23 protein-coding genes and 1 tRNA gene are annotated in these 23,669 nt (G+C 62.0%); 19 read left to right on the forward strand and 5 right to left on the reverse strand.

Features of this window, described 5'->3' with window-relative positions; translation table 11 throughout:
• Positions 1–6 precede the first annotated feature (6 nt).
• The 12 genes from KVT37_RS16105 (at position 7) to glpK (ending at position 12,942) form a co-directional block, all read left to right on the forward strand.
• Positions 7–738 carry a peptidase gene (locus KVT37_RS16105; protein ID WP_217574698.1) on the forward strand — a complete coding sequence of 244 codons (732 nt, stop codon included), beginning with the start codon at positions 7–9 and terminating at the stop codon, positions 736–738.
• A gap of 100 nt (positions 739–838) precedes the next feature.
• Complete coding sequence (locus KVT37_RS16110; protein ID WP_217574700.1) at positions 839–2,254, forward strand: aspartate aminotransferase family protein; 1,416 nt, start codon at positions 839–841, stop codon at positions 2,252–2,254.
• A 29-nt stretch (positions 2,255–2,283) separates the two neighbouring features.
• On the forward strand, positions 2,284–2,685 hold the full coding sequence (locus KVT37_RS16115; RefSeq protein ID WP_217574702.1) for a hypothetical protein: 402 nt from the start codon (positions 2,284–2,286) through the stop codon (positions 2,683–2,685).
• 118 nt (positions 2,686–2,803) lie between these two features.
• Positions 2,804–3,571: a DeoR/GlpR family DNA-binding transcription regulator gene (locus KVT37_RS16120; RefSeq protein WP_217574704.1), complete on the forward strand. Its 768-nt coding sequence runs from the start codon at positions 2,804–2,806 to the stop codon at positions 3,569–3,571.
• Between the two features lie 126 nt (positions 3,572–3,697).
• Positions 3,698–5,224, forward strand: coding sequence for a glycerol-3-phosphate dehydrogenase (gene glpD, locus KVT37_RS16125; RefSeq protein ID WP_217574706.1), 1,527 nt, complete (start codon positions 3,698–3,700; stop codon positions 5,222–5,224).
• Positions 5,225–5,263: 39 nt separating this feature from the next.
• The gene (locus tag KVT37_RS16130) at positions 5,264–6,343 is read left to right on the forward strand and encodes an ABC transporter ATP-binding protein (protein WP_217574709.1); all 1,080 of its coding nucleotides are present in this window, start codon (positions 5,264–5,266) and stop codon (positions 6,341–6,343) included.
• Positions 6,344–6,353: 10 nt separating this feature from the next.
• A complete protein-coding gene (locus tag KVT37_RS16135; protein ID WP_217574711.1) occupies positions 6,354–7,421 on the forward strand; it encodes an ABC transporter ATP-binding protein in 1,068 nt (355 codons plus the stop codon).
• Positions 7,422–8,288 (forward strand): carbohydrate ABC transporter permease, encoded by an 867-nt coding sequence (locus KVT37_RS16140; RefSeq protein ID WP_217574720.1) that lies wholly within the window; start codon positions 7,422–7,424, stop codon positions 8,286–8,288. It abuts the gene before it with no gap.
• 1 nt (position 8,289) lies between these two features.
• Positions 8,290–9,198, forward strand: a complete 909-nt coding sequence (locus tag KVT37_RS16145) for a carbohydrate ABC transporter permease (RefSeq protein ID WP_217574722.1) — start codon at positions 8,290–8,292, stop codon at positions 9,196–9,198.
• Positions 9,199–9,266: 68 nt separating this feature from the next.
• Complete coding sequence (locus KVT37_RS16150) at positions 9,267–9,554, forward strand: DUF2160 domain-containing protein (RefSeq protein WP_217574724.1); 288 nt, start codon at positions 9,267–9,269, stop codon at positions 9,552–9,554.
• A 76-nt stretch (positions 9,555–9,630) separates the two neighbouring features.
• A complete protein-coding gene (locus KVT37_RS16155) occupies positions 9,631–11,355 on the forward strand; it encodes an ABC transporter substrate-binding protein (protein ID WP_217574726.1) in 1,725 nt (574 codons plus the stop codon).
• A gap of 93 nt (positions 11,356–11,448) precedes the next feature.
• The gene (gene glpK / locus KVT37_RS16160) at positions 11,449–12,942 is read left to right on the forward strand and encodes a glycerol kinase GlpK (RefSeq protein ID WP_217574735.1); all 1,494 of its coding nucleotides are present in this window, start codon (positions 11,449–11,451) and stop codon (positions 12,940–12,942) included.
• Between the two features lie 132 nt (positions 12,943–13,074).
• Here the strand turns inward: glpK and KVT37_RS16165 are convergent, their stop codons facing one another.
• Positions 13,075–13,536 carry a BA14K family protein gene (locus KVT37_RS16165; RefSeq protein WP_217574737.1) on the reverse strand — a complete coding sequence of 154 codons (462 nt, stop codon included), beginning with the start codon at positions 13,534–13,536 and terminating at the stop codon, positions 13,075–13,077.
• A 302-nt stretch (positions 13,537–13,838) separates the two neighbouring features.
• Between KVT37_RS16165 and KVT37_RS16170 the strand changes: the two genes are divergently transcribed.
• From KVT37_RS16170 to KVT37_RS16190, 5 genes are all read left to right on the forward strand, one after another.
• Positions 13,839–13,914 (forward strand) — tRNA-Lys (locus KVT37_RS16170).
• 87 nt (positions 13,915–14,001) lie between these two features.
• Positions 14,002–15,177, forward strand: coding sequence for a site-specific integrase (locus KVT37_RS16175; protein WP_217574739.1), 1,176 nt, complete (start codon positions 14,002–14,004; stop codon positions 15,175–15,177).
• Between the two features lie 214 nt (positions 15,178–15,391).
• Positions 15,392–16,456, forward strand: coding sequence for a MobQ family relaxase (gene mobQ, locus KVT37_RS16180; RefSeq protein ID WP_217574741.1), 1,065 nt, complete (start codon positions 15,392–15,394; stop codon positions 16,454–16,456).
• 38 nt (positions 16,457–16,494) lie between these two features.
• Positions 16,495–16,809 carry a hypothetical protein gene (locus KVT37_RS16185; RefSeq protein ID WP_217574743.1) on the forward strand — a complete coding sequence of 105 codons (315 nt, stop codon included), beginning with the start codon at positions 16,495–16,497 and terminating at the stop codon, positions 16,807–16,809.
• Positions 16,810–16,825: 16 nt separating this feature from the next.
• A complete protein-coding gene (locus KVT37_RS16190; RefSeq protein ID WP_217574746.1) occupies positions 16,826–17,269 on the forward strand; it encodes a hypothetical protein in 444 nt (147 codons plus the stop codon).
• On the opposite strand, the gene KVT37_RS16195 is transcribed toward KVT37_RS16190, so the two are convergent.
• From KVT37_RS16195 to KVT37_RS16210, 4 genes are all read right to left on the reverse strand, one after another.
• On the reverse strand, positions 17,266–18,690 hold the full coding sequence (locus KVT37_RS16195; protein ID WP_217574757.1) for a M48 family metalloprotease: 1,425 nt from the start codon (positions 18,688–18,690) through the stop codon (positions 17,266–17,268). The genes KVT37_RS16190 and KVT37_RS16195 overlap by 4 nt on opposite strands.
• Positions 18,691–18,694: 4 nt before the next feature.
• Positions 18,695–20,404, reverse strand: a complete 1,710-nt coding sequence (locus tag KVT37_RS16200; RefSeq protein ID WP_217574758.1) for a type IV secretory system conjugative DNA transfer family protein — start codon at positions 20,402–20,404, stop codon at positions 18,695–18,697.
• A gap of 262 nt (positions 20,405–20,666) precedes the next feature.
• On the reverse strand, positions 20,667–20,969 hold the full coding sequence (locus tag KVT37_RS16205; protein WP_217574760.1) for a hypothetical protein: 303 nt from the start codon (positions 20,967–20,969) through the stop codon (positions 20,667–20,669).
• A complete protein-coding gene (locus KVT37_RS16210; RefSeq protein ID WP_217574762.1) occupies positions 20,969–21,841 on the reverse strand; it encodes a phage integrase N-terminal domain-containing protein in 873 nt (290 codons plus the stop codon). The genes KVT37_RS16205 and KVT37_RS16210 overlap by 1 nt, the downstream gene beginning before the upstream one ends.
• Positions 21,842–22,781: 940 nt before the next feature.
• On the opposite strand from KVT37_RS16210, the gene KVT37_RS16215 reads away from it, so the two are divergent.
• On the forward strand, positions 22,782–23,003 hold the full coding sequence (locus KVT37_RS16215) for a hypothetical protein (RefSeq protein WP_217574970.1): 222 nt from the start codon (positions 22,782–22,784) through the stop codon (positions 23,001–23,003).
• Between the two features lie 9 nt (positions 23,004–23,012).
• Positions 23,013–23,369, forward strand: coding sequence for a DUF2958 domain-containing protein (locus KVT37_RS16220; RefSeq protein ID WP_217574764.1), 357 nt, complete (start codon positions 23,013–23,015; stop codon positions 23,367–23,369).
• Positions 23,370–23,669: the final 300 nt, after the last annotated feature.

Consider the following 23,669-nt stretch of genomic DNA (forward strand, 5'->3'; position numbering starts at 1 on the left):
AGACTCATGACCTATTGCGTCGGCCTCAAGATCGATCGTGGGCTCGTGTTCATGTCGGACACGCGCACCAATGCCGGCATGGATTCGATCTCGACCTTCAAGAAGATGCATGTCTGGGAACAGCCGGGCGAACGCGTCATCGTGCTGATGTCGGCGGGCAACCTTGCCACGACGCAAGCCGTGGTCAGCCTGCTCGACGAGCGTAACAAGGCAGTCAGCGACCGCCACGAGAAGCTGCTCGAGACGCCGTCCATGTATCAGACGGTGCGGCTGATCGGCGACACGGTCAAGGAAGTGATCGCGCATGCCTCGCCGGACGGCGAGAAGGCGGATTCCTATTTCAACGCCTCCTTCATTCTCGGCGGCCAGATCAAGGGCAGCCCGCCAAGGCTGTTCATGATCTATCCGGAAGGCAATTTCATCGAGTCGACCGACGACACGCCGTTCTTCCAGATCGGCGAGACGAAATACGGCAAGCCGATCATCATCCGCGCCTATGACCGGGCGATGAGCCTGGCCGAGACGGTGAAGCTGCTTCTGGTGTCGTTCGATTCGACGCTGAAATCCAACCTCTCGGTCGGGCTGCCGCTCGACTTGCTGTTCCTTGAACTAGACAGCTTCAAAGTCGGGCTCAACAGGCGCATCGGCCAGGACGATCCGTATTACCGCACCATTTCCGATGGCTGGTCGAACGCCTTGAAGACGGCCTTTGCCAGCCTGCCGGATTTTCCGGGATAGCGTTCGCATTTCGCGGCCGGTTGCGCGCCTATATTTAACATGTTAATCAATATCCAAGGCTAGCTTGCCTGCCGCTTTGCGGCTGGGCTCGGGAGGATAGATGGACAACGAAACATTCCGCGACTGGTCGAGGCGGGCCGCCGATTGGGGCGCCGATTATCGGGCCGGCCTGCGTGACCGTCCGGTGCGGCCGGCCATTGCGCCGGGTGAGATATTCAGGAGCATCGAGACTTCGCCGCCCGAATTGCCCGAGCCAATGGAAAAGATCTTCGCCGATTTCGAAACCAAGATCGTGCCGGGGATGACGCATTGGCAACATCCGCGCTTCTTCGCCTATTTCCCCGCTAATGCGGCACCGGTCTCGGTCGTGGCGGAATATCTGGTCTCGGCGATGGCCGCGCAATGCATGCTGTGGCAGACCTCGCCGGCGGCGACCGAGCTCGAGATGCGCATCGTCGACTGGATGCGCCAGGCGCTCGGCCTGCCGGAAGGCTTTTCCGGCGTCATCCAGGATTCTGCCTCGTCGGCGACGCTTGCCGCGGTGCTGACGATGCGCGAGCGCGCGCTCGACTGGCAGGGCAACAAAAAGGGACTGGCCGGGCAGGGCAAGCTGCGGGTCTATTCCTCAGACCAGGTCCATACCTCGATCGACCGCGCCATCTGGGTTTCGGGCATCGGCGAGGAAAACCTCGTCCGCATCCCGGTCTCAGGCCGTTTTCGCGCCATGGACACGGCCGCGCTGGAGGCCGCGATCGTTGCCGATCGCGAAGCCGGCCTACTGCCGGCCGGCATCATCGCCTGCGTCGGCGGCACCAGCACCGGCGGCACGGACGACATCGCGGCGGTGGCCGCGGTCGCGAAGCGGCATGGGCTTTACCTGCATGTCGACGCCGCCTGGGCCGGATCGGCGATGATCTGCCCGGAATACCGGCATTTCTGGGCCGGTGTCGAAGGCGCCGATTCCATCGTCTTCAATCCGCATAAGTGGCTGGGCGCGCAGTTCGACTGCTCGATCCAGTTCGTGCGTCAGCCGGAAGACCTGGTACGCACGCTGGCGATCAAGCCGGACTATCTGAAGACGCGCGGCCATGACGGCATCATCAACTATTCGGAATGGTCGGTGCCGCTCGGGCGCCGTTTCCGCGCGCTGAAACTCTGGTTCCTTTTGCGGGCCCATGGCCTCGAAGGACTGCGCAACATGATCCGCAACCACGTCGCCTGGAGCGAAGGACTGGCCGTGCAGTTGGCCAGGGAAGCGGATTTCGAGCTCGTCAGCGAACCGATGCTGTCGCTGTTTTCGTTCCGGCACCGGGCGCCGTCGGGCACCGATCCGGATGAGCACAATCTGCGCCTGGTCGATGCCATCAACACCGACGGCCGGATCTATCTGACCCAGACGCGGGTCGACGGTCGGGTCGCCATCCGTTTCCAGGCCGGCCAGTTCGAATCGACGGCGGAGGATGTCGACGCGGCCTTCAATGTCATCCGCGAATGTGCAAGATCGCTCCTGAGATAGTTGCCGAAAACGCGGCCGGGGAGAAGATCGTGACCGCCCGCGAAGAGACAGCGCAAAACCTGACCGGTGTCTGGAACGGCCGCTATTTCTATCCGCGCGAGCTGGCGCCGGTCTCCTTTGTCGCGACGTTGTTCGAGACGGCATCCGCTTTGACGGGGACGACGCACGAACCGGCCAGTCCAGCCACCAGCGCGTTGCGCTATGCGACCTTGGAAGGGCGGCGCGACGGCAGGGCAGTTGTTTTCGTCAAGACCTACACCAATGGCGGACCGAACGCGCAGCCGATCGACTACAGCGGACGACTGAACGGCGATGCCACTGAAATCGAAGGCATCTGGCGCATTCGCGGGAACTGGTCGGGCAAGTTCCTGATGGTCCGCGCACCGGCCAAGGCCGTTTCCGTCGAACGCAAGGCGGCGGAGCGCGTGTGACGCCCGATAGCGGCGGTGTTGCTCGCGGCCGCGCTGAAATTCATTAGCCGGCCGCTTGCCTTTTCTCCGCTTTCGTTTTCCCATATAGAGGGGAAAAACGAAAACGGGAGAACGCGCGATGTTTCTTTCGCCGCGCCATGCAGAAATCATCCAGATGGCGAAAGACCACGGCCGAGTTCTGGTCGATGACCTGGCTACGCATTTCAATGTAACGCCGCAGACCATCCGCAAGGATCTCAACGATCTGTGCGATCAGCGTCTGCTCACCCGCATCCACGGCGGCGCGCTGTTTCCGTCCGGCATCGAGAACATGGAGTACGAGGCGCGGCGCAAGATTGCCGCCGACGAGAAGGAGGCGATCGGCAGCGCGGCGGCGCGGCTGATCCCGGACAACGCCTCGCTGTTCATCAATATCGGCACCACCACCGAGGCGGTCAGCAAGTCGCTGCTCGACCACAACGGACTTATGGTCATTACCAATAATATCAATGTTGCCAATAGGATGCGCATCTATCCTTCGATAGAGGTGGTGATCGCCGGCGGCGTCGTGCGCGGCTCCGACGGCGGCATCGTCGGTGAGGCGGCGGTCGATTTCATCCGCCAGTTCAAAGTCGATTACGCCGTCATCGGCGCCTCGGCGATCGACCATGACGGCGCGCTGCTCGATTTCGATTTTCGCGAGGTGAAGGTCGCCCAGGCCATCATCGCCAATGCGCGCCATGTCATTCTGGTCTCCGATCGGACCAAGTTCGAGCGCACGGCGCCGGTTCGGATCGGGCATCTTTCGCAGGTGAATACCTTCATCACCGATCGTTGCGAAATCCCGTCGATCCGCCGGATTTGCGAGGAGACGGAGGTCCGGCTGATCGAGACGGACCTCGAATAGGCGCGTGTCACGGCTGTTTCACTCAGCTGTGATATTTCGTTTGACATTCGCTTTGAGTTCGAAATAATTCCGCCACGGTTTCGTAAAACACAAAAATGGTGCAATGCGAAATCGTTGGAGGAAACTTTGGACGCATCTCCGATCCATGACATTTTCGTCATCGGCGGCGGCATCAATGGCTGCGGCATAGCTCGCGATGCCGTTGGCCGCGGATTTTCGGTATACCTCGCCGAGATGAACGATCTCGCCAGCGGAACCTCGTCTGGCTCGACCAAGCTCATCCATGGCGGCCTGCGCTATCTCGAATTCTACGAGTTCCGGTTGGTGCGCGAAGCGCTGATGGAGCGCGAGGTTCTGTGGAAGAACGCGCCGCACATCATCTGGCCGATGCGCTTCGTGCTGCCCTACGCCAAGGGTCTCAGGCCTGCTTGGCTGATCCGCCTCGGCCTGTTCCTCTACGACCATATCGGCGGGCGCAAGCTGCTGCCGGCGACGAAGACGCTGGACATGGCCAACGACCCGGCCGGCAAGCCGCTGAAGCCATTGTTTCAGAAAGCTTTCGAATATTCCGATGGTTGGGTCAACGACGCGCGCCTGGTGGCGCTGAACGCCCGCGACGCGGCCGACCGCGGCGCCATTATCCGCACCCGCACCAAGGTCGTCAGCGCGCGGCGCGACGGTTCGACCTGGACCGTCAAGGTGCAGAATGTGCTCACCGGTGAAACCGAAGAGGTGCGCGCGCGGCTTCTGGTCAACGCAGCCGGGCCATGGGTCGACCACGTGCTCTCGACCGCCGTCGGCCAGAACGAAGTCCACAATGTCCGCCTCGTGCAGGGCAGCCACATCGTCATCGCCAAGAAGTTCGACGATCCGCGCGCCTATTTCTTCCAGAACAAGGATGGCCGCATCATCTTTGCCATTCCCTACGAGGAAGAGTTCACGCTGATCGGCACCACCGACCGCGATTATCCCGGCGATCCGCATGAGGTGAGGATCTCCGACACCGAGATCGATTATTTGTGCGCCGCGGCAAGCGAATATTTCGCGCAACCCGTGAAGCGCTCCGACATCGTCTGGACCTATTCGGCGGTGCGCCCGCTCTATGACGACGGCGCCTCGAAGGCGCAGGAGGCGACGCGCGACTATGTGCTGAAGGCCGAGGGCGGGGAGGGCGCCGCGCCCCTGGTCAACGCCTTCGGCGGCAAGATCACGACCTTCCGACGGCTGGCGGAATCGATGCTGGAGAAGATCGAAGGATTTCTCGGCAAGCGCGGCAAGCCGTGGACACATGACGCGCCCCTGCCTGGCGGCGATTTTCCGGCGACCGGTTTCGATGCCCAGGTGGCCAGGCTGAAGAACACCTATCCGTTCCTCGACCAGCGGCTGGCGCGCCGGCTCACCCGGCTTTACGGCACGCGCTCGCAAAAGCTGCTCGGGCTCGCCAAGTCGAATGCCGATCTGGGCCGCAATTTCGGCGCCGACCTTTTCGAGGCGGAAGTCCGCTATCTGGTCGAGAACGAATGGGCGGTCACCGCCGAGGACGTGTTGTGGCGCCGCACCAAGCGCGGCCTGCATTTCAGCCGCGAGCAGGCGGCGGCGTTGGAAGAATTCATGCGCGGACTGAGCAGCCGCCACGTCGCGGCGGCGGAATGAGGATCGACCGCTGATGCGCAAGGCCTGGGAGGAGGCGTGATGCTGGAACTGAGGAACGTGACGAAGACGGTCGGCGCGCAGGAGCATATCCGCGACGTGTCGCTGACGCTTCAGCACGGCTCGCTGAACGTTCTGCTGGGACCCACGCTCTCCGGCAAGACCAGCCTGATGCGGCTGATGGCTGGCCTCGATGCGCCGACGTCCGGCTCGGTCTGGTTCGACGGCAAGGACGTCACCGGACAGCCGGTGCAGAAGCGCAACGTCGCCATGGTCTACCAGCAGTTCATCAATTACCCGGCGATGACGGTCTACGAGAACATCGCCTCGCCGCTTCGCGTGGCCGGCGTCGAGCAGGCCAGGATCGACAAGGAAGTGCGCAACGCGGCGGCGCTTTTGAAGCTCACGCCCTATCTCGACCGCACGCCGCTCAATTTGTCCGGCGGCCAGCAGCAGCGCACGGCGCTTGCCCGCGCCATCGTCAAGAATGCCAGCCTGGTGCTGCTTGACGAGCCCTTGGCCAATCTCGACTACAAGCTGCGAGAGGAATTGCGCGCCGAGCTGCCGAAGATATTCGCCGCCGCCGGCACCATCTTCGTCTATGCCACCACCGAACCGCACGAGGCGCTGCTTCTTGGCGGCAACACGGCAACGCTCTCGGAAGGTCGCGTCACCCAGTTCGGCCCAACCGTCGAGGTGTTCCGCAAGCCGGTCGACCTGGTGACGGCAAGGACCTTTGCCGACCCGCCGCTCAACACCATCGTGCTGTTCAAGAAGGGTTCGGACTTCCTGCTCGAAGGTGGCGTCAAGCTGCCGGTGCCGCCGGAGCTCAACGGCGTTCCGGACGCGAGCTACACGATTGGCTTCCAGCCGCATCATCTGTCGTTGGAGCGGCCGAATGCCGGCGCCGTGCCGGTGCGGGTGAAGGTCACCATCACCGAGATCACCGGCTCGGAGAGTTTCGTCCATCTCGACTTCGCCGATGCGCGCTGGGTGATGCTGGCGCATGGCATTCTCGACTTCGAGACGGATGACGAGGTCGAGGTGTTCATCGACCCGCGCCACATCATGGTTTTCGACCAGAACGGCCGCGCCGTTACGGCGTCCAAGCTGGCGGCCTGAGGAGCATCAGATGGCGCGCATCGACGTCAACCACATCCGCCACTCCTACCTGCCGAACCCGCAGAAGGATTCCGATTTCGCGCTGAAGGAAGTGCATCACATCTTCGAGGATGGCGGCGCCTATGCGCTGCTCGGGCCGTCGGGCTGCGGCAAGACAACCTTGCTCAACATCATTTCGGGATTGCTGCATCCCTCGCATGGCCAGTTGCTGTTCAACGGCCGGGACGTGACCAAGCTGTCGACGCAGGAGCGCAACATCGCGCAGGTGTTCCAGTTCCCGGTCATCTACGACACCATGACCGTGTACGACAATCTGGCCTTCCCGCTCCGCAACCGCCGCGTCCCGGAAACGGATGTCGACCGCAAGGTGCGCGAGACGCTCGACATGATCGATCTCGCCGGGCTGGCGAAGAAGAAGGCGCGCGGTCTCACCGCCGACCAGAAGCAGAAGATATCGCTTGGGCGCGGCCTGGTGCGCTCCGACGTCAACGCCATCCTGTTCGATGAACCGCTCACCGTCATCGATCCGCATATGAAGTGGGTGCTGCGCTCGCAGTTGAAGCAGCTGCATCGCCGTTTCGGCTACACCATGGTCTATGTCACGCATGACCAGACCGAGGCGCTGACTTTCGCCGACCAGGTCGTGGTAATGTACGACGGCGGCATCGTGCAGATCGGCACGCCGGCGGAGCTCTTCGAGCGGCCCCGCCACACCTTCGTCGGCTATTTCATCGGCTCGCCGGGCATGAACGTGCTGCCTGTTGCGCTGGAAGGCAAGACCGCGAAGCTCGGCGCGCAGCGCATTGAACTGCCCGGCTTGCCCAAGGCGGATAAAGGCGCCGTCGAACTCGGTATCCGCCCCGAATATGTGCGGCTTGGCCGCGAAGGCATGGCGGTGCAGGTCAGCAAGGTCGAGGACGTCGGCCGCCACAAGGTCGTGCGCGCCAATCTCGAGGGCAAGGAGATCGCGGCCGTGATCGGCGAGGACGACGAAGTCCCGGCCGACCCGAAGGTCCGCTTCGATCCCGCGGGCATCAACATCTATGCCGATTCCTGGCGCGTCGAGATGGGGGCGTAGATGGACAAGACCTGGAACAACAAGGCCTGGTTCCTTGTCCTGCCGGTGCTGGTGCTGGTGGCGTTCTCCGCCGTCATCCCGCTGATGACCGTCGTCAACTATTCGGTGCAGGACACGTTCGGCAACAACGTCTTCTTCTGGGCCGGCACCGAATGGTTCGAGGAACTGCTCGCCTCCAACCGCTTCTGGGAAGCGATGGTGCGCAACCTGATCTTTTCCTTCATCATCCTGGCGATCGAGGTGCCGCTCGGCATCTTCATCGCGCTCAACATGCCGAAAAAAGGCTGGGGCGTGCCGGTCTGCCTGGTGCTGATGGCGCTGCCGCTGCTGGTTCCGTGGAATGTCGTCGGCACCATCTGGCAGGTCTTCGGCCGCAACGACATCGGCCTGCTCGGCTATTACGTCAACGCGCTTGGCATCGACTACAATTACGTCCAGGACCCGTTCGACGCCTGGGTCACCGTCATCATCATGGATGTCTGGCACTGGACCAGCCTGGTCGTGCTGCTTTGCTATGCCGGCCTGGTCTCCATTCCCGACGCCTTCTACCAGGCGGCCAAGATCGACGGCGCCTCGCGCTGGGCGGTGTTCCGCTATATCCAGCTGCCGAAGATGCAGCGCGTGCTTTTGATCGCCGTGCTGTTGCGCTTCATGGATAGCTTCATGATCTACACCGAGCCCTTCGTCGTCACCGGCGGCGGCCCCGGCAATTCGACGACCTTCCTGTCGATCGATCTCGTCAAGACGGCGCTCGGCCAGTTCGACCTCGGACCGGCGGCGGCGATGTCGCTGGTCTACTTCCTGATCATCCTGTTGTTGTCGTGGGTGTTCTACACCGTGATGACCAACTACGACGCGGAGCGCTGAGATGGCTGGCGTCAACGAGACGACACGCGTGAGCGAAGCGGCGGTCACCGAGATCGGCAGCACGCTATCGCAAGACGAAGTGGCGAAGCTGATGCGCCGCCGCGGCGAGGAATCGCGCTGGTGGTGGATCGTGCCGACGATCTACATCATCGTGCTTCTCCTGCCGATCTACTGGCTCATCAACATGAGCTTCAAGACCAACCAGGAGATCGTGTCCTCGCTGACGCTCTTTCCGCACCAGCCGACGCTGCGCAATTACAGGATCATCTTCACCGACGCGTCCTGGTATTCCGGCTACATCAATTCGATCACCTATGTGGTGATGAACATGGTGATCTCGGTGGCGGTGGCGCTGCCCGCGGCCTACGCGTTCTCGCGCTACCGCTTCCTCGGTGACAAGCATCTGTTCTTCTGGCTGCTCACCAACCGCATGGCGCCGCCGGCGGTGTTCGCGCTGCCGTTCTTCCAGCTCTATTCGGCCTTCGGTCTCATCGACACCCATATCGCGGTGGCGCTGGCGCACTGCCTCTTCAACGTGCCGCTGGCGGTGTGGATCCTGGAAGGCTTCATGTCCGGCGTGCCGAAGGAGATCGACGAGACCGCCTATATCGACGGCTATTCCTTCCCGCGCTTCTTTGTGAAGATCTTCATGCCGCTGATCGCGAGCGGCATCGGCGTCGCCTGCTTCTTCTGCTTCATGTTCTCATGGGTTGAGCTGCTGATCGCGCGCACGCTGACCACGACCGACGCCAAGCCGATCGCCGCCACCATGACCCGCACCGTCTCGGCCGCCGGCATGGACTGGGGACTGCTCGCCGCCGCCGGCGTGCTGACGCTGATCCCCGGCGCGCTCGTGATCTGGTTCGTCCGCAACTATATCGCCAAGGGCTTCGCCCTGGGGAGGGTGTGATGAAACGAACATGTGAGTTCATCCTCACCACTATCGCCAAGGGCTTCGCACTGGGGAGGGTCTAAGCCATGAACCTCGACTTCTCCTGGATGGCGTGGACGTGGCCGACGGCTGCCTTCTTCATCGTCATTGTGCTGATGCTCTGCGGCATGGGTTTTTGGGAATATGTCTCGCCCGGCGGCAATCCGCGCGTCGGCGTGCTGCGCTTCGAGACGACGCGCGGCGACCGCCTCTTCGTTTCGCTGCTCGGCAGCGCCTTCATCCATCTCGCTTGGCTGGGTCTGGTTGGACCCAACCTGTGGTGGGCTCTCGCTCTCTCCGTGATCTACGCCATTGGCGTGTTCCGATACGTATAGAGGGGGAAAAGCCGGAGCGGCCGCGTGCTGGCGGCTGCTCCGGATCGCACTTGCAACCTAAGACTGGAGGAGACACATGCGACGGCAATTTTTAACATCGACGACCGCCCTTGTCCTATTGCTCGGAGCCGGCCACGCCTATGCCGGAATGGATGAGGCAAAAGCCTTTCTCGACAAGGAGATAGGACCCCTGTCGACGCTTTCGCGCGCCGATCAGGAAAAGGAAATGCAGTGGTTCATCGACGCCGCCAAGCCGTTCGCCGGCATGGAGATCAAGGTCGTGTCGGAAACCCTGACGACGCACCAGTACGAGTCGCAGACGCTGGCGCCGGCCTTCACCGCCATCACCGGCATCAAGGTCACGCATGACGTCATCCAGGAAGGCGACGTCGTCGAGAAGATCCAGACCCAGATGCAGACCGGGCAGAACCTCTATGACGGCTGGGTCAACGACTCCGACCTGATCGGCACGCACTGGCGCTATCAGCAGGCACGCAACCTGACCGACTGGATGGCCGGCGAGGGCAAGGACGTCACCGATCCGATGCTCGACGTCGACGATTTCATCGGCAAGTCGTTCACCACCGCGCCGGACGGCAAGCTCTACCAGCTTCCCGACCAGCAGTTCGCCAACCTCTACTGGTTCCGCTACGACTGGTTCAACGACGAGAAGAACAAGGCCGACTTCAAGGCCAAGTACGGCTACGATCTCGGTGTTCCCGTCAACTGGTCGGCCTATGAGGACATCGCCCAGTTCTTCACCGGCCGTGAGATCGATGGCAAGAAGGTCTACGGCCATATGGACTACGGCAAGAAGGACCCGTCGCTCGGCTGGCGCTTCACCGATGCATGGCTTTCCATGGCCGGCAATGGCGACAAGGGCATTCCGAACGGCAAGCCGGTCGACGAGTGGGGCATCAAGGTCGACGAGAATTCGCGTCCCGTCGGTTCGTGCTCCGCGCGCGGCGGCGACACCAATGCTCCGGCCTCGGTCTACGCCATCCAGAAATACCTCGACTGGCTGAAGGCCTATGCGCCGCCGGAAGCGCAGGGCATGACCTTCTCCGAATCGGGTCCGGTTCCCTCGCAGGGCAACATCGCCCAGCAGATCTTCTGGTACACGGCCTTCACCGCCGACATGGCCAAGCCCGGCCTGCCGGTCGTGAACGATGACGGCACGCCGAAATGGCGCGTCGCGCCGTCGCCGCATGGCGTCTACTGGAAGGATGGCATGAAGCTCGGCTATCAGGATGCCGGTTCCTGGACGCTGCTGAAGTCGACCCCGACCGACCGCGCCAAGGCCGCCTGGCTCTACGCGCAGTTCGTGGTGTCGAAGACGGTCGACGTGAAGAAGAGCCAGGTCGGTCTCACCTTCATCCGCGACTCCACCATCCACGACAAGAGCTTCACCGAACGGGCGCCGAAGCTCGGCGGCCTGATCGAGTTCTACCGTTCGCCGGCGCGCGTGCAGTGGACCCCGACCGGCACCAACGTTCCGGACTATCCGAAGCTGGCGCAGCTCTGGTGGCAGAACATCGGCGATGCCTCCTCGGGCGCCAAGAGCCCGCAGGAAGCGATGGACTCGCTCTGCGCCGACCAGGAGAAGGTGCTCTCTCGCCTCGAGAAGTCGGGCGTCCAGGGCGACATCGGACCGAAGATGGCCGAAGAGCACGATCTCGCATACTGGAACAAGGATGCCGTCTCGAAGGGCAACCTTGCGCCGCAGCTCAAGGTCGAGAACGAGAAGGACAAGCCGATCACCATCAACTACGACGAGCTGGTGAAGAGCTGGCAGAAGTAACTGCATGACGTGGGCGTTCCTGCCCATGCTAGGAAATGCAGGGGAGGCGGCTTTGCCGTCTCCCCTGTTGCATGAGAAGTGGAGGGATGCGGAATGAGCGGTTTTGTGCTGGCGATCGACCAGGGAACGACATCGACGCGGGCGATCCTGTTCGACGACAAGATGAAACTCGCCGGCAGCGGCCAGCAGGAATTCGCGCAACATTATCCGGCTTCCGGCTGGGTCGAGCATGACCCGGAAGACATCTGGGCGAGCGTCGTCGCAACGGTGAAGGCGGCGCTGAAGGCCGCCGGCCGCACGGCATCCGACGTGGCTGCGATCGGCATCACCAATCAGCGCGAGACCGTCGTCATCTGGGACAAGGCGACCGGCAAGCCGATCCACAACGCGATCGTCTGGCAGGACAGGCGCACCGCGCCGCTCTGCCAGAAGCTGAAGAAGCAGGGGTTGGAGAAGACATTCACAAGGAAGACCGGCCTGCTGCTCGATCCCTATTTCTCCGGCACCAAGATCGCCTGGATGTTGGACAAGGTGAAGGGCGCAAGGAAGCGCGCCGAAAAGGGCGAATTGCTCGCCGGCACCATCGACAGTTTCCTGATCTGGCGGCTGACCGGCGGCCAGGTGCACGCGACCGACGCCACCAACGCCTCGCGCACACTGCTCTACAACATCGAAAAGAATGTCTGGGACGACGAGCTGCTCTCGATCCTGAACATACCGGCGGCGATCCTGCCGCAGGTGAAGGACTGCGCCGACGATTTCGGCGTCACCGAAAAGAGCCTGTTCGGGGCCGAGATGCGCATCCTCGGCGTCGCCGGCGACCAGCATGCGGCGACCATCGGCCAGGCCTGTTTCGAACCGGGCATGATGAAATCGACATATGGCACAGGCTGCTTCGCGCTGCTCAACACCGGCGCCGACCTGGTGCGCTCCAAGAACCGGCTGCTCACCACCATCGCCTACAGGCTGAACGGCAAGACCACCTACGCGCTGGAAGGCTCGATCTTCATCGCGGGCGCCGCCGTGCAGTGGCTGCGCGACGGCATCAAGGTGATCGGCAAGGCCGAGCAGAGCGGCGCGTTGGCGGCGACCGCCGATCCGGCTCAAGCTATCTATCTGGTGCCGGCCTTTGTTGGGCTTGGCGCGCCGCACTGGGACGCGGAGGCCCGCGGCGCGATCTTCGGCCTGACGCGTAACTCAGGCCCGGCCGAGTTCGCACGCGCAGCGCTCGAATCCGTTGCCTTCCAGACGCGCGATCTGCTGGACGCCATGCGTAAGGACTGGAAAGGCGCCTCGGCCAAGACGGTGCTTCGCGTCGACGGCGGCATGGTGGCTTCCGACTGGACCATGCAGCGGCTGGCCGACATTCTCGATGCGCCGGTCGATCGCCCGACGATCCTGGAGACGACGGCACTGGGCGCGGCCTGGCTCGCCGGATCGAAGGCTGGCGTGTGGCCGAAGGCAAAGGACTTCGCCAGGAGCTGGGCGCTCGAGCGGCGCTTCAAGCCGGAAATGGATGCAAAGACGCGCTCGACGAAGCTGGCGGGATGGCGCGATGCGGTGCGCAGGACACTGAGCACGAACTGAGCTCGAAAAGAGAGAGCCCGTGCCTCTCGAGGCACGGGCTCCGTCAACGACCAAAATATGTGTTTTCCGCAATTCCGGATGGAAAACCGCTGCGCAGTTTTCCTGGAATTGCTTGGTACTGACTGGAGGCCGTCAGTAGGGCGATCTGCACTGCTGACGCGGGCCGTAGTTGGGCTGGAAGGTGTTGTCCGAGGCGCGGTACGAGCGGTAGCGGTCGTAGCACCACTGCACATGCGAATCGCCGCGGTAGACGCGGTTGTTCTCGCTGTTGACGATGGCGCCGGTGATCAGCGCACCGGTGGCGAAGGCTGCCAGCGGGAACCAATAGTCGCCGTGGCGGCGATAGCCGTGACGATATTCACGGTAGCCGCGGTGGCCGTTCCAATACATGCCGTCATTGCGCGAGAAACGCTGGCCGCCGCGCCACTGGTTATGCCGCCAGCGGAAATCGCGCTCCGCGACCGTCTGGATGTTGGACGAGGCCGGCGAAGCCTGCGGGACGAACATTTGAGCGGCGTTGGCGGGCACCGCCGCGGCGGCGGCGAACGAAACCGACAAGGTGGCGGCAAGCAAGCCCGAGACGATGTTTTTCATTGGTCTTCTCCTTGAAAGGGTGGTTGACGTCCCTGTGCCGGAGAAACGGAAAACGACGGCGCTGGTTCCCGTTTGAATCTCAAACCATTGTTATTTAAGGGATATCTGAAATATTCGAGCGATCAGGAGCGGGCGACGAAGGCCGCTGATACTCTTGCCCGGTTCGCTGCCGCTGGGCTTCGACGCGCCTCTCAAAAACCCTGAAAACCTGCGGCGGGAAAGCCGTCTTTTTCCGGTTGACCGGCAGCAGCACTCTCCCTATGTTCCGCGCAATTTCGAGGGCGGCGTTTTCGAGCCCGCGGGAGCGCGTAGCTCAGCCGGTAGAGCAACTGACTTTTAATCAGTAGGTCATGGGTTCGAATCCCATCGCGCTCACCAACAAATTCAATTACTTACGGATTGCAGTCGGCCTGAAATAGGCTAGAATCGCTCTCGCACACGTCTCGCACAGTTTGGGGGGGCAAAATGACGTCCCACACGATTCTGGGTAACAAGGTTCGCATCTACCGCCGGGCGAACAGCTCGCTGTGGCAATGCTCGACCTACCTAGAGGGTCGAGAATGGCGGGTGAGCAGCAAAACCGACAGCCTTTCACAGGCGAAGGAGTTCGCCGAGGATTGGTATTTCGAGCTGCGGGGCAAAAGCCGGGCAGGGCAGTTGGTGAAGGATCGGACCTTCGCCGATGCGGCCAAACAGTTCACACTGGAATACGTCGCGCTGACCAACGGCGAGCGCAACCCGCGCTACGTCAAGGATCATGAAGCGCGGCTGACCAATCATCTTCTCCCCTACTTCGGCAATACCGCGCTGAAGGCGATCACGGCCGGCATGGTGCAGGAATTCCGGGTTGCCCGGCTGCGGCCCAATCCGGAAACCGGCAAGGTGCCGACCCGGAGTACCCTACACCACGAAACGGTAACACTGCGCCAGGTCATGAAGACCGCACTCAGGCACGGCTGGTTGAGCCATCTTCCTGATTTCTCGGCGCCGTATCGCGCCTCTAGTAAGGTCAGTCATCGCGGGTGGTTTTCTCCGGAGGAATACAAGCGGCTCTACACGTACACCCGCGAGCGGGCCAAATCGGCCAAAGGCCTGAATTGGCAGTATCCGGCCGAGCAGTTGCACGACTACATACTGTTCATGGCCAACACAGGCCTGCGGCCCGATGAAGCCAACCGCCTCGAATATCGCGACGTGACGATCGTGGAGGAAGAGGATGGCGACGAGCGGATCCTGCTGATTGAGGTGCGCGGCAAGCGTGGGGTTGGGTATTGCAAAAGCACGCCGGGCGCGGTTTTCCCGTTCGAGCGGCTTGTGGCGCGCAATAAGCCGAACCCGACCGATCTCATTTTTCCACATGACCATAAGAGACAGTTCAATCGGGCGCTGGCGGATTGCGACCTGAAACTTGATCGCGAGGGCAACCGCCGGTCGGCTTACAGCCTGCGGCATACCTACATCTGCCTGCGCCTGTTGGAAGGCGCCGACATCTATCAGATCGCCAAGAACTGCCGGACCAGCGTCGAGATGATCGAGAAGCACTATGCCGTGCACCTCAAGAACACGCTGGATGCCAAGGCCATCAACGTGCGGAAACCCAAGCCTGCCAGTCGAGCCGCAACTGAGTTGGTTGACAACTAGGCGCTTGCCATCTCCTGATAGTCCAAGCTGGAAACTCTTCGGATTTTGCCTCGATGCGTACAGCGCACCTACGCATCGCCCAATGTGTACGCATTGACACAGTGAGGGCGATGCATGCTCGGTTTTCTGACCGGTTGCGGAACGCAAACCGGAGAAAACCGGCAGGTGCGCCGGGGGAAACCCCCGTACCCCCGTCCGTGCCGTGGAGAGGCCCGTGGCCATCTTTCACCTGAACGTCAAGAACATCAGCCGCGGCGAGGGACGCTCGATCGTGGCTGCCGCTGCGTACCGGGCGGGGGAAGTTCTTCCCAACGAGGCGGAGGAACGCCTGTCCGATTTCGGCGGACGTCGCGATGTTGTGGCAAACGAAATCCGCCTGCCTGCCGGCGCGCCCGAGTGGATGGCCAACAGGTCGAGCCTGTGGAATGCCGTGGAAGCCTCAGAGAAGCGCAAGGACGCCCGGCTGGCTAAAGAGGTGGAGTTCGCGCTGCCGCTCGAATTGCCACGCACCGCGTGGCTTGTGGTGGCGAGGACGATGGCCGACGCCTACACGGCGCAGGGCTTCGTAGTGGACCTGGCCATTCATGACGATGGCGCGCGCCGCAATCCCCACGTTCACATGTTGATGACAACCCGCAGGGTGGACAGGGACGGCTTTGGCCTGAAAATCCGCAGTGCGGATGGCAGGCAGTTCGTGACCGAGGCCCGCGCGCTATGGGAGCGGATTGCCAACGCAGCGCTGGGCAACGCCGGGCTTGCCGTGTCAATCGACAGCCGCAGTTATGCGAAGCGCAGGCTGGAACACCTGCCCGGCCAGCACCGTGGCCCGAATCCTGAGGAAAGGCGCGCCAACAGGGCGCTCGCCCAACGTGAGAAGGAACAGATGGCCCCCCGTATTCCTGACGACGACCTGCCTGTGCCGGACCCGGACGGCACGGCGATCCATCCGCGAGAGCTGGCCGCTGCCGAGGAGCGCATGCTTGACGATATGCATCGTCGCGCCTTGCCCGACACCGGACCCAGCCAGGGCGACCTTGAGGCCGCCCGGGCCGTGGTGGACCAGCAGAATGCCCTGGAGGTCAGCGAGGACGCGGCGGCGGGCTACCGTCTCGCCCCCGAAAACATGCTGGACTGGCTGGAGGACAAAACCCGGCCGCAGGACGTCGAAACCCTGGAGCACTGGGAGAACCATCTGGACTGGCTCGAAAGCGGCCGCATCGAGCCAGTTTCCGAGATCGATGACCGATCCAGGAACGTGCCCGACCGGGACCAGAGGTAACACTTGCAGGTTCGAGGAAGCCGCCCCATCATGTTTTCATGATGAAGGTCCATTCAGGCTCAGTTTTTGGAATCCGGGAGCTCACTGCAGAGCAGCGTGAGCAGACCCGCAAGGAACTGGAATGGCTGGAGAATGACCTCATCCGCTGCCGCAAGCGCCTCGCATACTGGACCCTGCGCAAGACGCAGGCCGAAACCATTCCCGGGATTCCCGAGGAGCTTCGGCAGAGCGCATTTTACTTCCATGAACGAGCCCTGAAGCTCGTGACGTCCAGCGAAAAGCTGCGGGCCTACCTGATTGCAGACCTACAGGACCAGCCCGAACACCTGCCCGCCTACCACTACGAGCACTAGCCTCTCGGAGCGTGCGATGACCTCGAAGGACGATCTGGAACAGCTGCGCCAGCATGCGCTTGCGCTGGAAAAGTCGATCGATGACATCGACCAAGAGATTGACAGCGCAATCCAGGCGCACACCGGCTCCGGGCAGATGGTCGCTTACCTGCGGGATCGACATAACGCCCAGATGGGGCTCATGTACGACCTTGGTAAGATCGAAGCGCGGATCGAACCTCTGGAGGAACGGTTGCGCGAGGCAGGAGAGCAGCACCAGGAGCGACTCGCTGCCGATCAGTGGCAGGAAAACCAGCCTCTTGCGAGTGAGGACCACCTAGACTGGTTCAAACAGTCCCTTACAGAAAACCCGCCAGCGTTGGATGAGCTCGACCGAGCCGAGCAGCAGATGCTGCACGAGATGGAGCGCGAGCCGACGCCTGAGGACCACCTGGATTGGCTTCCGGGTCGCCGGGGCTAGGTCTTGTCCTTCGCATTGGCCTTTCCGGCCAACGCCTCGACGTTTTGCCGGACCTTACCAATCGCCCCTGCCGCGATCGAATCCAGCCCTGCCCACGCCGGCGACGACCCGGGTTCGCTGGCTTGGGCGCCGACAAGGCCAAGGCCTTGCGAGCCCTGCGCGGCCGCGGTCTCCGGGCGCGCTGCGGCCAGCGCGGCCGCATGGGCATCCAGGGCCGTCAAACGGGCTTTCAACGTCGGGTGCGTTGCGAAGAACCGCCCGAAGGCGGCGCCCCGGAACATCAGATACCCGTAGTTTCGTTCCTCAGGTGTGGGTTTGGCGGCTACGCCGTGCGCACGCTTCAGGGCACGGGCCATGGCATCCGCAGATGTCACGTGCGCGCCAATCGCATCCGCATGAAACTCGCGGTTACGCGAAATCCCTTTGGCGACCAGCTCAGAGGCGACGAAGATCGTTTTTCGAGCAATTGTTCCGCTGCCAAGCGCCATATTATAATTGCGGTTGGCATCGCTTCGCTTCTGCGATGCGGCGGCAGCCACGATGGCGCCCACGACGCTCACCACGTTGATTACAGCGACCAGCACCCGCTGGAATGCTTCGGCGAACTGCATCCGTGCAACATCATTGTGGAGGACGTGGCCGAGTTCGTGGCCGATGATGGCATCAAGTTCGTCCTGCTCGAACGCGAACAAGGGTTTGCCGATCACCACCATGGACGATTTCTGTTTGGCACCCATCGCGAAGGCGTTGGTGACATTGGTGACGCCCACCGCCGGTTTGGGCAGGTTGAGCCTTTCGGCCAGCGCGTGCACGCGCTGCGCCAGCCAGTGGCTGTCGTCAACGGGCGTGACCCCGAACCGTGTGGTGACATCGCCGGCGGCTCGCGCGATGTAGCGACGGCCGAACGTCAATCCCAATATCGATAAGATTAGACCGATAAGCCACGGTATGTTCGCCAGCCGGCTCGCCAGATACTGATCGAAGGGCATCGGGTGCTTGGAGGCCAGCGTCAGGACAAGCCATGGAAACCCGCAGCAGCTAAGGATCACGATCGCGCAAAGCAGCAGCGCGGTTGGCCACCAGGAACGGTGGCGGGGTGTGAGGCTTTGCTCCTCAGCCACGGGACGGTTTGAAAGCCCCAGCAGGGCGGCAGAGGCTGGCGTATAGCGAAGCAACAGCAACCGGACGATCCGAACGACGCCACGCAGCTGGAAGAAAACCAACGCCAGGTCGATAGCCCATACCGTCAATGTGAACCAATGTCGCGGCCATGGGAGCAAGGCCCAGGCCAGATAAAATGCCGGGGGCTGATAGGCGTTTATGGCGATCCACACCGCACGGACGGCGGTTACGACGGCCAGGGCCTTGATCAGCGGACGCAGCCGGGTCTCGGTACCAACAATCGATGTCGCCAGCGTCATAGGGCTATTCCTTGGCCATGGTGCCGATGCGTTGCTTGCAGGTCGCGCTCTCGGTGTAGGCGACGAGACGTGTTTTGAACGGCCTGGCGCCGCGCGCATAATTGATGCCCCAGCGCCAGCCCTTGTGCTGCCAGCCCGAAAGCAGCGCCATGATTTCGTCGGGCGTCATCAGCGGCCGGCCGAGGAACTGGACAGTTTCGCTACCGGACGTCCCTGTGTTGACCGAAGCATCGCCGTACCAGCGGCCCAGATGGGAGGAGCCGTTGTGGCTGCTGGAGCGGCTCAAATAGGCCTGCGTCTCGTGCCCCAGGTACTTGCCGATGAGCTCACCGGTTATCGGGTCGTCGATGCCAAAGAACTGCTTGACCGAGCACGTCAGGAACGGTTGCCAGCTGTTGCCGGGATACTGCTCCTGCAGTGACATCACATCCTGGAGGAAGAACCACAGCCGCACGCCAGCGCTTGCATGCGTACGGATTGCAGCACGGAATTCGGGGAAAGGGCCGAGGTTGAGAAACTCATCCAGGATGAAGAGGACCGGAATATCCGGTTGCCGCCGGTTGCTCTCCATGGCGTCCAGCGCGCCCTTTAGGAGAATCCGCAGCCAGGGTGAATAGGGCTCCATCTTCCCAAACGGGATGTCGATGTAGACCGTGATTGGCCGATCCTTCAGATCCTCAAAGGAAAAGTCGGTTCCGCTCAGGCTGTTTTGGATATCGCTGTCGCGCCAGAGCGCCAGCTTGCTTTCCAGCGTCGCCTCCAGGGTTTGAAGACCGCGATCACGGGTCTTCTGCAGGACCGCTTTGCCGGTATCAGCGGTCAGCGCGAACTCAGTGAACTTCTTCGCGACATTGAGCAGATCCTGGCCCTTTTGGGAGGCCAGCTGGCAGACTGTTGCCAACGTCCGCCTGTGAGGCGGGGCGTTGTGTTTGACATACAGGATGGCCGCCGTGAGAAACGCCGCCGCATCGTCGTTAAAGAAGGCCGAGGCTTGAGGGTCGCGGGGAAACATCTGTTCCGCAAGCGAACGGGCATCCGATTCTGCGCGCACCAGGGCGAGGGGATTATAGCGGTGCCTTGCCCATCCCGAGCCGTGGTCGAAGGGCGCAATGCGGTAAACCTCGTGGCCGATCGACTTGCGCCAGTGCGAGGTCTTTTCGAAATGCTCGCCCTTGGGGTCGAGCACGACGCAACTGCCGCGATAACGGAGCAGGTTCGGCACGATCGACGTGACCGCCTTGCCAGAGCGCGTAGGCGCGATGGTCAACAGGTGGCCGTCGTCGTCCCAATGAACGAACTGCGGCTCCGGATTGTCTTCGTCGTCCGAATAGCCGCCCAGCAGGATTGAGGAGGGGTTGTCGAACCCGGACCGGTCGGCAAGGTAGAGTTTGCCGTTGGGGATCGTTCGCAGTTCCTGCGGCGTGGCCCAGCGGCCTGATCCGTACAGCGGTGGCGGATTCTCCAGTTGCCGTTCGCGTTCCTGACGCGCTTCAAGATCGCGTTGGGCTCGCTCGATGATCGGGCCGGGATTCCGACCCGAGCGGATGGCTGCTTCCACGGCGTCCGCAACCTCGGGCCCATAGAGCTCCTCGACCTGCCGCCTGGCCGAGCGGGCTGCCAGGTGTTTGCCGCCACGGAATCCCAACTTGCCCCATCTCAGCGCGAACGCGAGATGGCGACCTATGTCGCCAAACGGATCAAATCTGTCGACCATTTCCCGCCCCAGCCCGACTTTTTGAGAGTAGCAACGAGCGAGCCGAATACAATGGGCCTGTTCAAATTTCGCTGAGTGAACTTCATCCAACAAGCATCACCACTCCGATTATTAGCGTTTGCTAACGCGCTGCTTGAACAGGATCAGCAGAACTGCTGTCCCCCTTCACTCCGGAAGCGGAGGGGAAACAAAAAAAGGGGATGAACATCCCCCTTCCAAGTCAGGGGCGTACGCCCCCTTTTTCGTTCACAGTCTCGGCGCGTCACCAGGTGATCTCAAGCTCCGGGTATTTGAAGCCAATGATCGGGCGAAGCTGATCTTGTTCGAGGAACGTATCGCGCCAGACATAGTGGAACTGTTCGCGATCGAGCCATTCTTCGAGGGTTTGGGCTGCAAGCGTCTCCGACAGATCGAACGGAAACTCCTGCACGACCCGATAGTGACGGTGCCCGTTCTTCGCCAGCTCATCGATTGCAGCGGCAATGGTGTCGGGCTTGAACAGCCTGTCGGCGTACAGCGTCCTCGTTGTGGCGGCCATGAGGAAATTGCCTTCTGCGCGCTTCATCAGAAAGCACTCCCCAAATAGGTATCGGTGATTTTCAGGCGACCATGGCCAAGCTCAGCGGAAATCTTGAGGCGCGCCGCACGGTCGGCAGCGCGTTCGCTAGCGGTCATGTCCGCCCACAGCTTGCCGCCCGCCAGCGGGCAGACCTGCCCAGTGAGCGCGCGGTAGCGCTGCTGGGCATAGGCGTGCCGGAGTCCGTGGGTGTTGCGCAGCCCGGCCTTCAAGGTCTGGTACTCGTACCGCTTGAGATGCTCGACATAGGTCATTTGTGCCGGGATCAGCGATCCCCGGCCAGGGACAAGCCGCTTGGCTTCCTGAAGAACCTGTTGCTGCTCCAACGTGGTGATCGGAATGGTTCGCGCGCGGCCGCCTTTCGTCCAACTGGCCTTCAAGGCGATATGGTCGCCGTGGATGGCTTGCTCCGGCTGGAACTTCATCGCCTCCTCGCGCCGCAGGCCGAACGCGGACTGCAACAGCAGCGAGGTCTGGATATACGGGCATTCGATGTCGCCATGCTTGGCGGGATCAAGGACCTGCGCGCGATTACGTGTAACCTCGCCGCGCTCGGCAACGCTGTACGCGGCGTTGTCGCGGTTGACGACGTTGGGCTTGTTGACCTTCTCCGCCCACCAGCGCAGCCAGGTGAGGCGGTTGCGGACACTGGCGTCGGTGGTATCGCCATCCAGCCAGCGTTCGACCAGCGCCTCGACATGTTTGGGTTTAAGAGATCCGGCGGTCGGCAATTTATAGCCGAGATCCGCGAGATCGTTTGCCATTGCGGCCAGGCCGCGTCGGCGATTGTTCTGAGTGCCGTAGGAGCCATCGCGGTTCCTTTGGCACAGTTGCACAAGACTCATGGTCAGATCGTCCATCTTGCTCGCTTCTTCTTGAGGTGAGTGTTGATGGCCGATGCACGTCCGTAGAGCGTGGCACCCCGCGAAGGTCATTCGCAGCATGGCCGGAATGCGTAGTCTTCCTTACGGTATTAGCCTCCCGAGCCAGCCTGGTGGCTGGCCGATGTGGTTTGCCCTGTTGGGCATCCGGTCGCCGAGAGGTCGAGACCGGAGGTGTGGCCGCCATGGCGGCGCACGGATGAGATGAGCATGCATTGAGCTCTCCTTTGGTTTGGGGAAAAGGTCGGGTGAGATGGGTCAGGCTTCTTGTTTGCCTGCCGGGATACTGCCCGGCGTCGCCTGCTGATGGCCAGCACATCGCGCTCGAAATGATTGCCGTGTGCCCAAGCGGTGCGCAGCGGCATTTGCAGGTCATGCGGCGGCGTTTGCGCGAACCCGGCATCCACCGTGGGTTTGATGGCGGTCTGTCACTCCCCAATACATTGTCGAGTGACAGACCGCCTGGCGGCGGTTGTGTCGGACATTGCATGTCCGACCGGCCAAGCCCTAGCTCGGCCGAAAGTGCGGTCGGCGCCGCTGCCTGGCGGCTCCGAACTCTCGCTATGGGGCCGCGGCGGGGTTACGCTTCCGTCGCGGGCCGGATCGGACCTCGGTCGCGATCCGCCTGCTTGGACTGCCGACCCGCAGTCCAGTGAGGTCGCGGCCTGCCTTGTGACCTTCGCCGTCGTCGACGGTCGTCCATTCGCCCCGCTCATCGCCAGGTGTTGGTCTTTCAGCTTTTCCGCTGATTGGTCTGCCCCGAAAGCATGTCCGGTTCGGTGTGACCGGCGCAGCCGGCTTGTCCCGTTCCTGCCCGCTCCATTCGCTGCGCTCCCGTGTTGGGGACAAGCCAGCTGTGGCCGCCGGTCAAGAGGGGAACCGTCCTTCGGGACAGATCAATCAACCAAAGGAAAAGACCATGAAAGACACTCAAAACACCAAGGCGAACAAGTCCGAGGCGAAATCTCCGACCTTCCTCGCCTACACGGTGAAGGACGCCAAGACTGAGGGCCAGAAAGCCTTCTGGACGCGAATTGGGGCTTACTTCGCCCATGATGACGGCGAAGGCGGCACCCTCGTTCTCGAAGCCCTGCCGCTCGACGGACGCATCGTCCTTCGCGCCCCGAAGAGCGACGAGTAGGAGGCGGACATGCAGCTCTTGACCAAAGACCTGCGAGACCTGCTGCTGGCGAATGGTCGCCAGCAGCAGCCCCTCCGCGGCACCCGGCATGAAATCGACTTTGTTCCCGTTGTGAAACTGTTCACCCCAGACGCTGGCGCCACCTGGCTGCTCACCGAGATCGATCCTGAGGATCAGGATATCGCCTTCGGTCTTTGCGACCTCGGACTTGGTTGCCCTGAACTCGGCGATGTCAGCCTCTTGGAGCTGTCCTCGGTTCGTGGAAAGCTCGGTTTGCCAGTCGAGCGCGACCCGCATTTCCGGGCGGATATGACGCTTTCGGAGTATGCCTCTGTCGCACAGCGACACGGTGCCATTCGCACCTGAAGGCGATTGACGTGTCCGGCCTTGGGTCGGGCACGCCCTTACCTTGAACTTAGTCCCAAGGCCTATGACGTAGCGATGTCATAAAGTTATGGCAGTTTTGCCGCTCAAGAGTAAATTAGGTGATGCCTTGCTGCACTGCGAAGTCGAAAAGATAGGGAAAAATCTATTGAAAATGTTATAACATTACTCCATAATTCGACTACAAACCTCGACTATGGAGTTCCAGATGGTTGTTTCCGTTTATCTTGCATTTGCCCTAATTGCGGCCGTAAGTCTGTTTGTGTCGGTGAATAACCCGCG

The organism is Mesorhizobium sp. GbtcB19 (assembly GCF_019091085.1).
GTDB lineage: Bacteria > Pseudomonadota > Alphaproteobacteria > Rhizobiales > Rhizobiaceae > Mesorhizobium.

Excerpts from the sequence above, each read along its gene's own strand:
- KVT37_RS16175 (WP_217574739.1), top strand. The coding sequence starts at position 14,002 with ATGACGTCCCACACGATTCTGGGTAACAAGGTTCGCATCTACCGCCGG.
- KVT37_RS16185 (WP_217574743.1), top strand. The coding sequence starts at position 16,495 with ATGATGAAGGTCCATTCAGGCTCAGTTTTTGGAATCCGGGAGCTCACT.
- KVT37_RS16195 (WP_217574757.1), bottom strand. The coding sequence starts at position 18,690 with ATGACGCTGGCGACATCGATTGTTGGTACCGAGACCCGGCTGCGTCCG.
- glpK (WP_217574735.1), top strand. The coding sequence starts at position 11,449 with ATGAGCGGTTTTGTGCTGGCGATCGACCAGGGAACGACATCGACGCGG.
- KVT37_RS16135 (WP_217574711.1), top strand. The coding sequence starts at position 6,354 with ATGGCGCGCATCGACGTCAACCACATCCGCCACTCCTACCTGCCGAAC.
- KVT37_RS16200 (WP_217574758.1), bottom strand. The coding sequence starts at position 20,404 with ATGGTCGACAGATTTGATCCGTTTGGCGACATAGGTCGCCATCTCGCG.
- KVT37_RS16220 (WP_217574764.1), top strand. The coding sequence starts at position 23,013 with ATGCAGCTCTTGACCAAAGACCTGCGAGACCTGCTGCTGGCGAATGGT.
- KVT37_RS16130 (WP_217574709.1), top strand. The coding sequence starts at position 5,264 with ATGCTGGAACTGAGGAACGTGACGAAGACGGTCGGCGCGCAGGAGCAT.
- KVT37_RS16205 (WP_217574760.1), bottom strand. The coding sequence starts at position 20,969 with ATGAAGCGCGCAGAAGGCAATTTCCTCATGGCCGCCACAACGAGGACG.
- KVT37_RS16150 (WP_217574724.1), top strand. The coding sequence starts at position 9,267 with ATGAACCTCGACTTCTCCTGGATGGCGTGGACGTGGCCGACGGCTGCC.
- KVT37_RS16105 (WP_217574698.1), top strand. The coding sequence starts at position 7 with ATGACCTATTGCGTCGGCCTCAAGATCGATCGTGGGCTCGTGTTCATG.
- KVT37_RS16165 (WP_217574737.1), bottom strand. The coding sequence starts at position 13,536 with ATGAAAAACATCGTCTCGGGCTTGCTTGCCGCCACCTTGTCGGTTTCG.
- KVT37_RS16120 (WP_217574704.1), top strand. The coding sequence starts at position 2,804 with ATGTTTCTTTCGCCGCGCCATGCAGAAATCATCCAGATGGCGAAAGAC.
- KVT37_RS16145 (WP_217574722.1), top strand. The coding sequence starts at position 8,290 with ATGGCTGGCGTCAACGAGACGACACGCGTGAGCGAAGCGGCGGTCACC.
- KVT37_RS16155 (WP_217574726.1), top strand. The coding sequence starts at position 9,631 with ATGCGACGGCAATTTTTAACATCGACGACCGCCCTTGTCCTATTGCTC.
- KVT37_RS16215 (WP_217574970.1), top strand. The coding sequence starts at position 22,782 with ATGAAAGACACTCAAAACACCAAGGCGAACAAGTCCGAGGCGAAATCT.
- KVT37_RS16140 (WP_217574720.1), top strand. The coding sequence starts at position 7,422 with ATGGACAAGACCTGGAACAACAAGGCCTGGTTCCTTGTCCTGCCGGTG.
- KVT37_RS16210 (WP_217574762.1), bottom strand. The coding sequence starts at position 21,841 with ATGGACGATCTGACCATGAGTCTTGTGCAACTGTGCCAAAGGAACCGC.
- KVT37_RS16190 (WP_217574746.1), top strand. The coding sequence starts at position 16,826 with ATGACCTCGAAGGACGATCTGGAACAGCTGCGCCAGCATGCGCTTGCG.
- KVT37_RS16110 (WP_217574700.1), top strand. The coding sequence starts at position 839 with ATGGACAACGAAACATTCCGCGACTGGTCGAGGCGGGCCGCCGATTGG.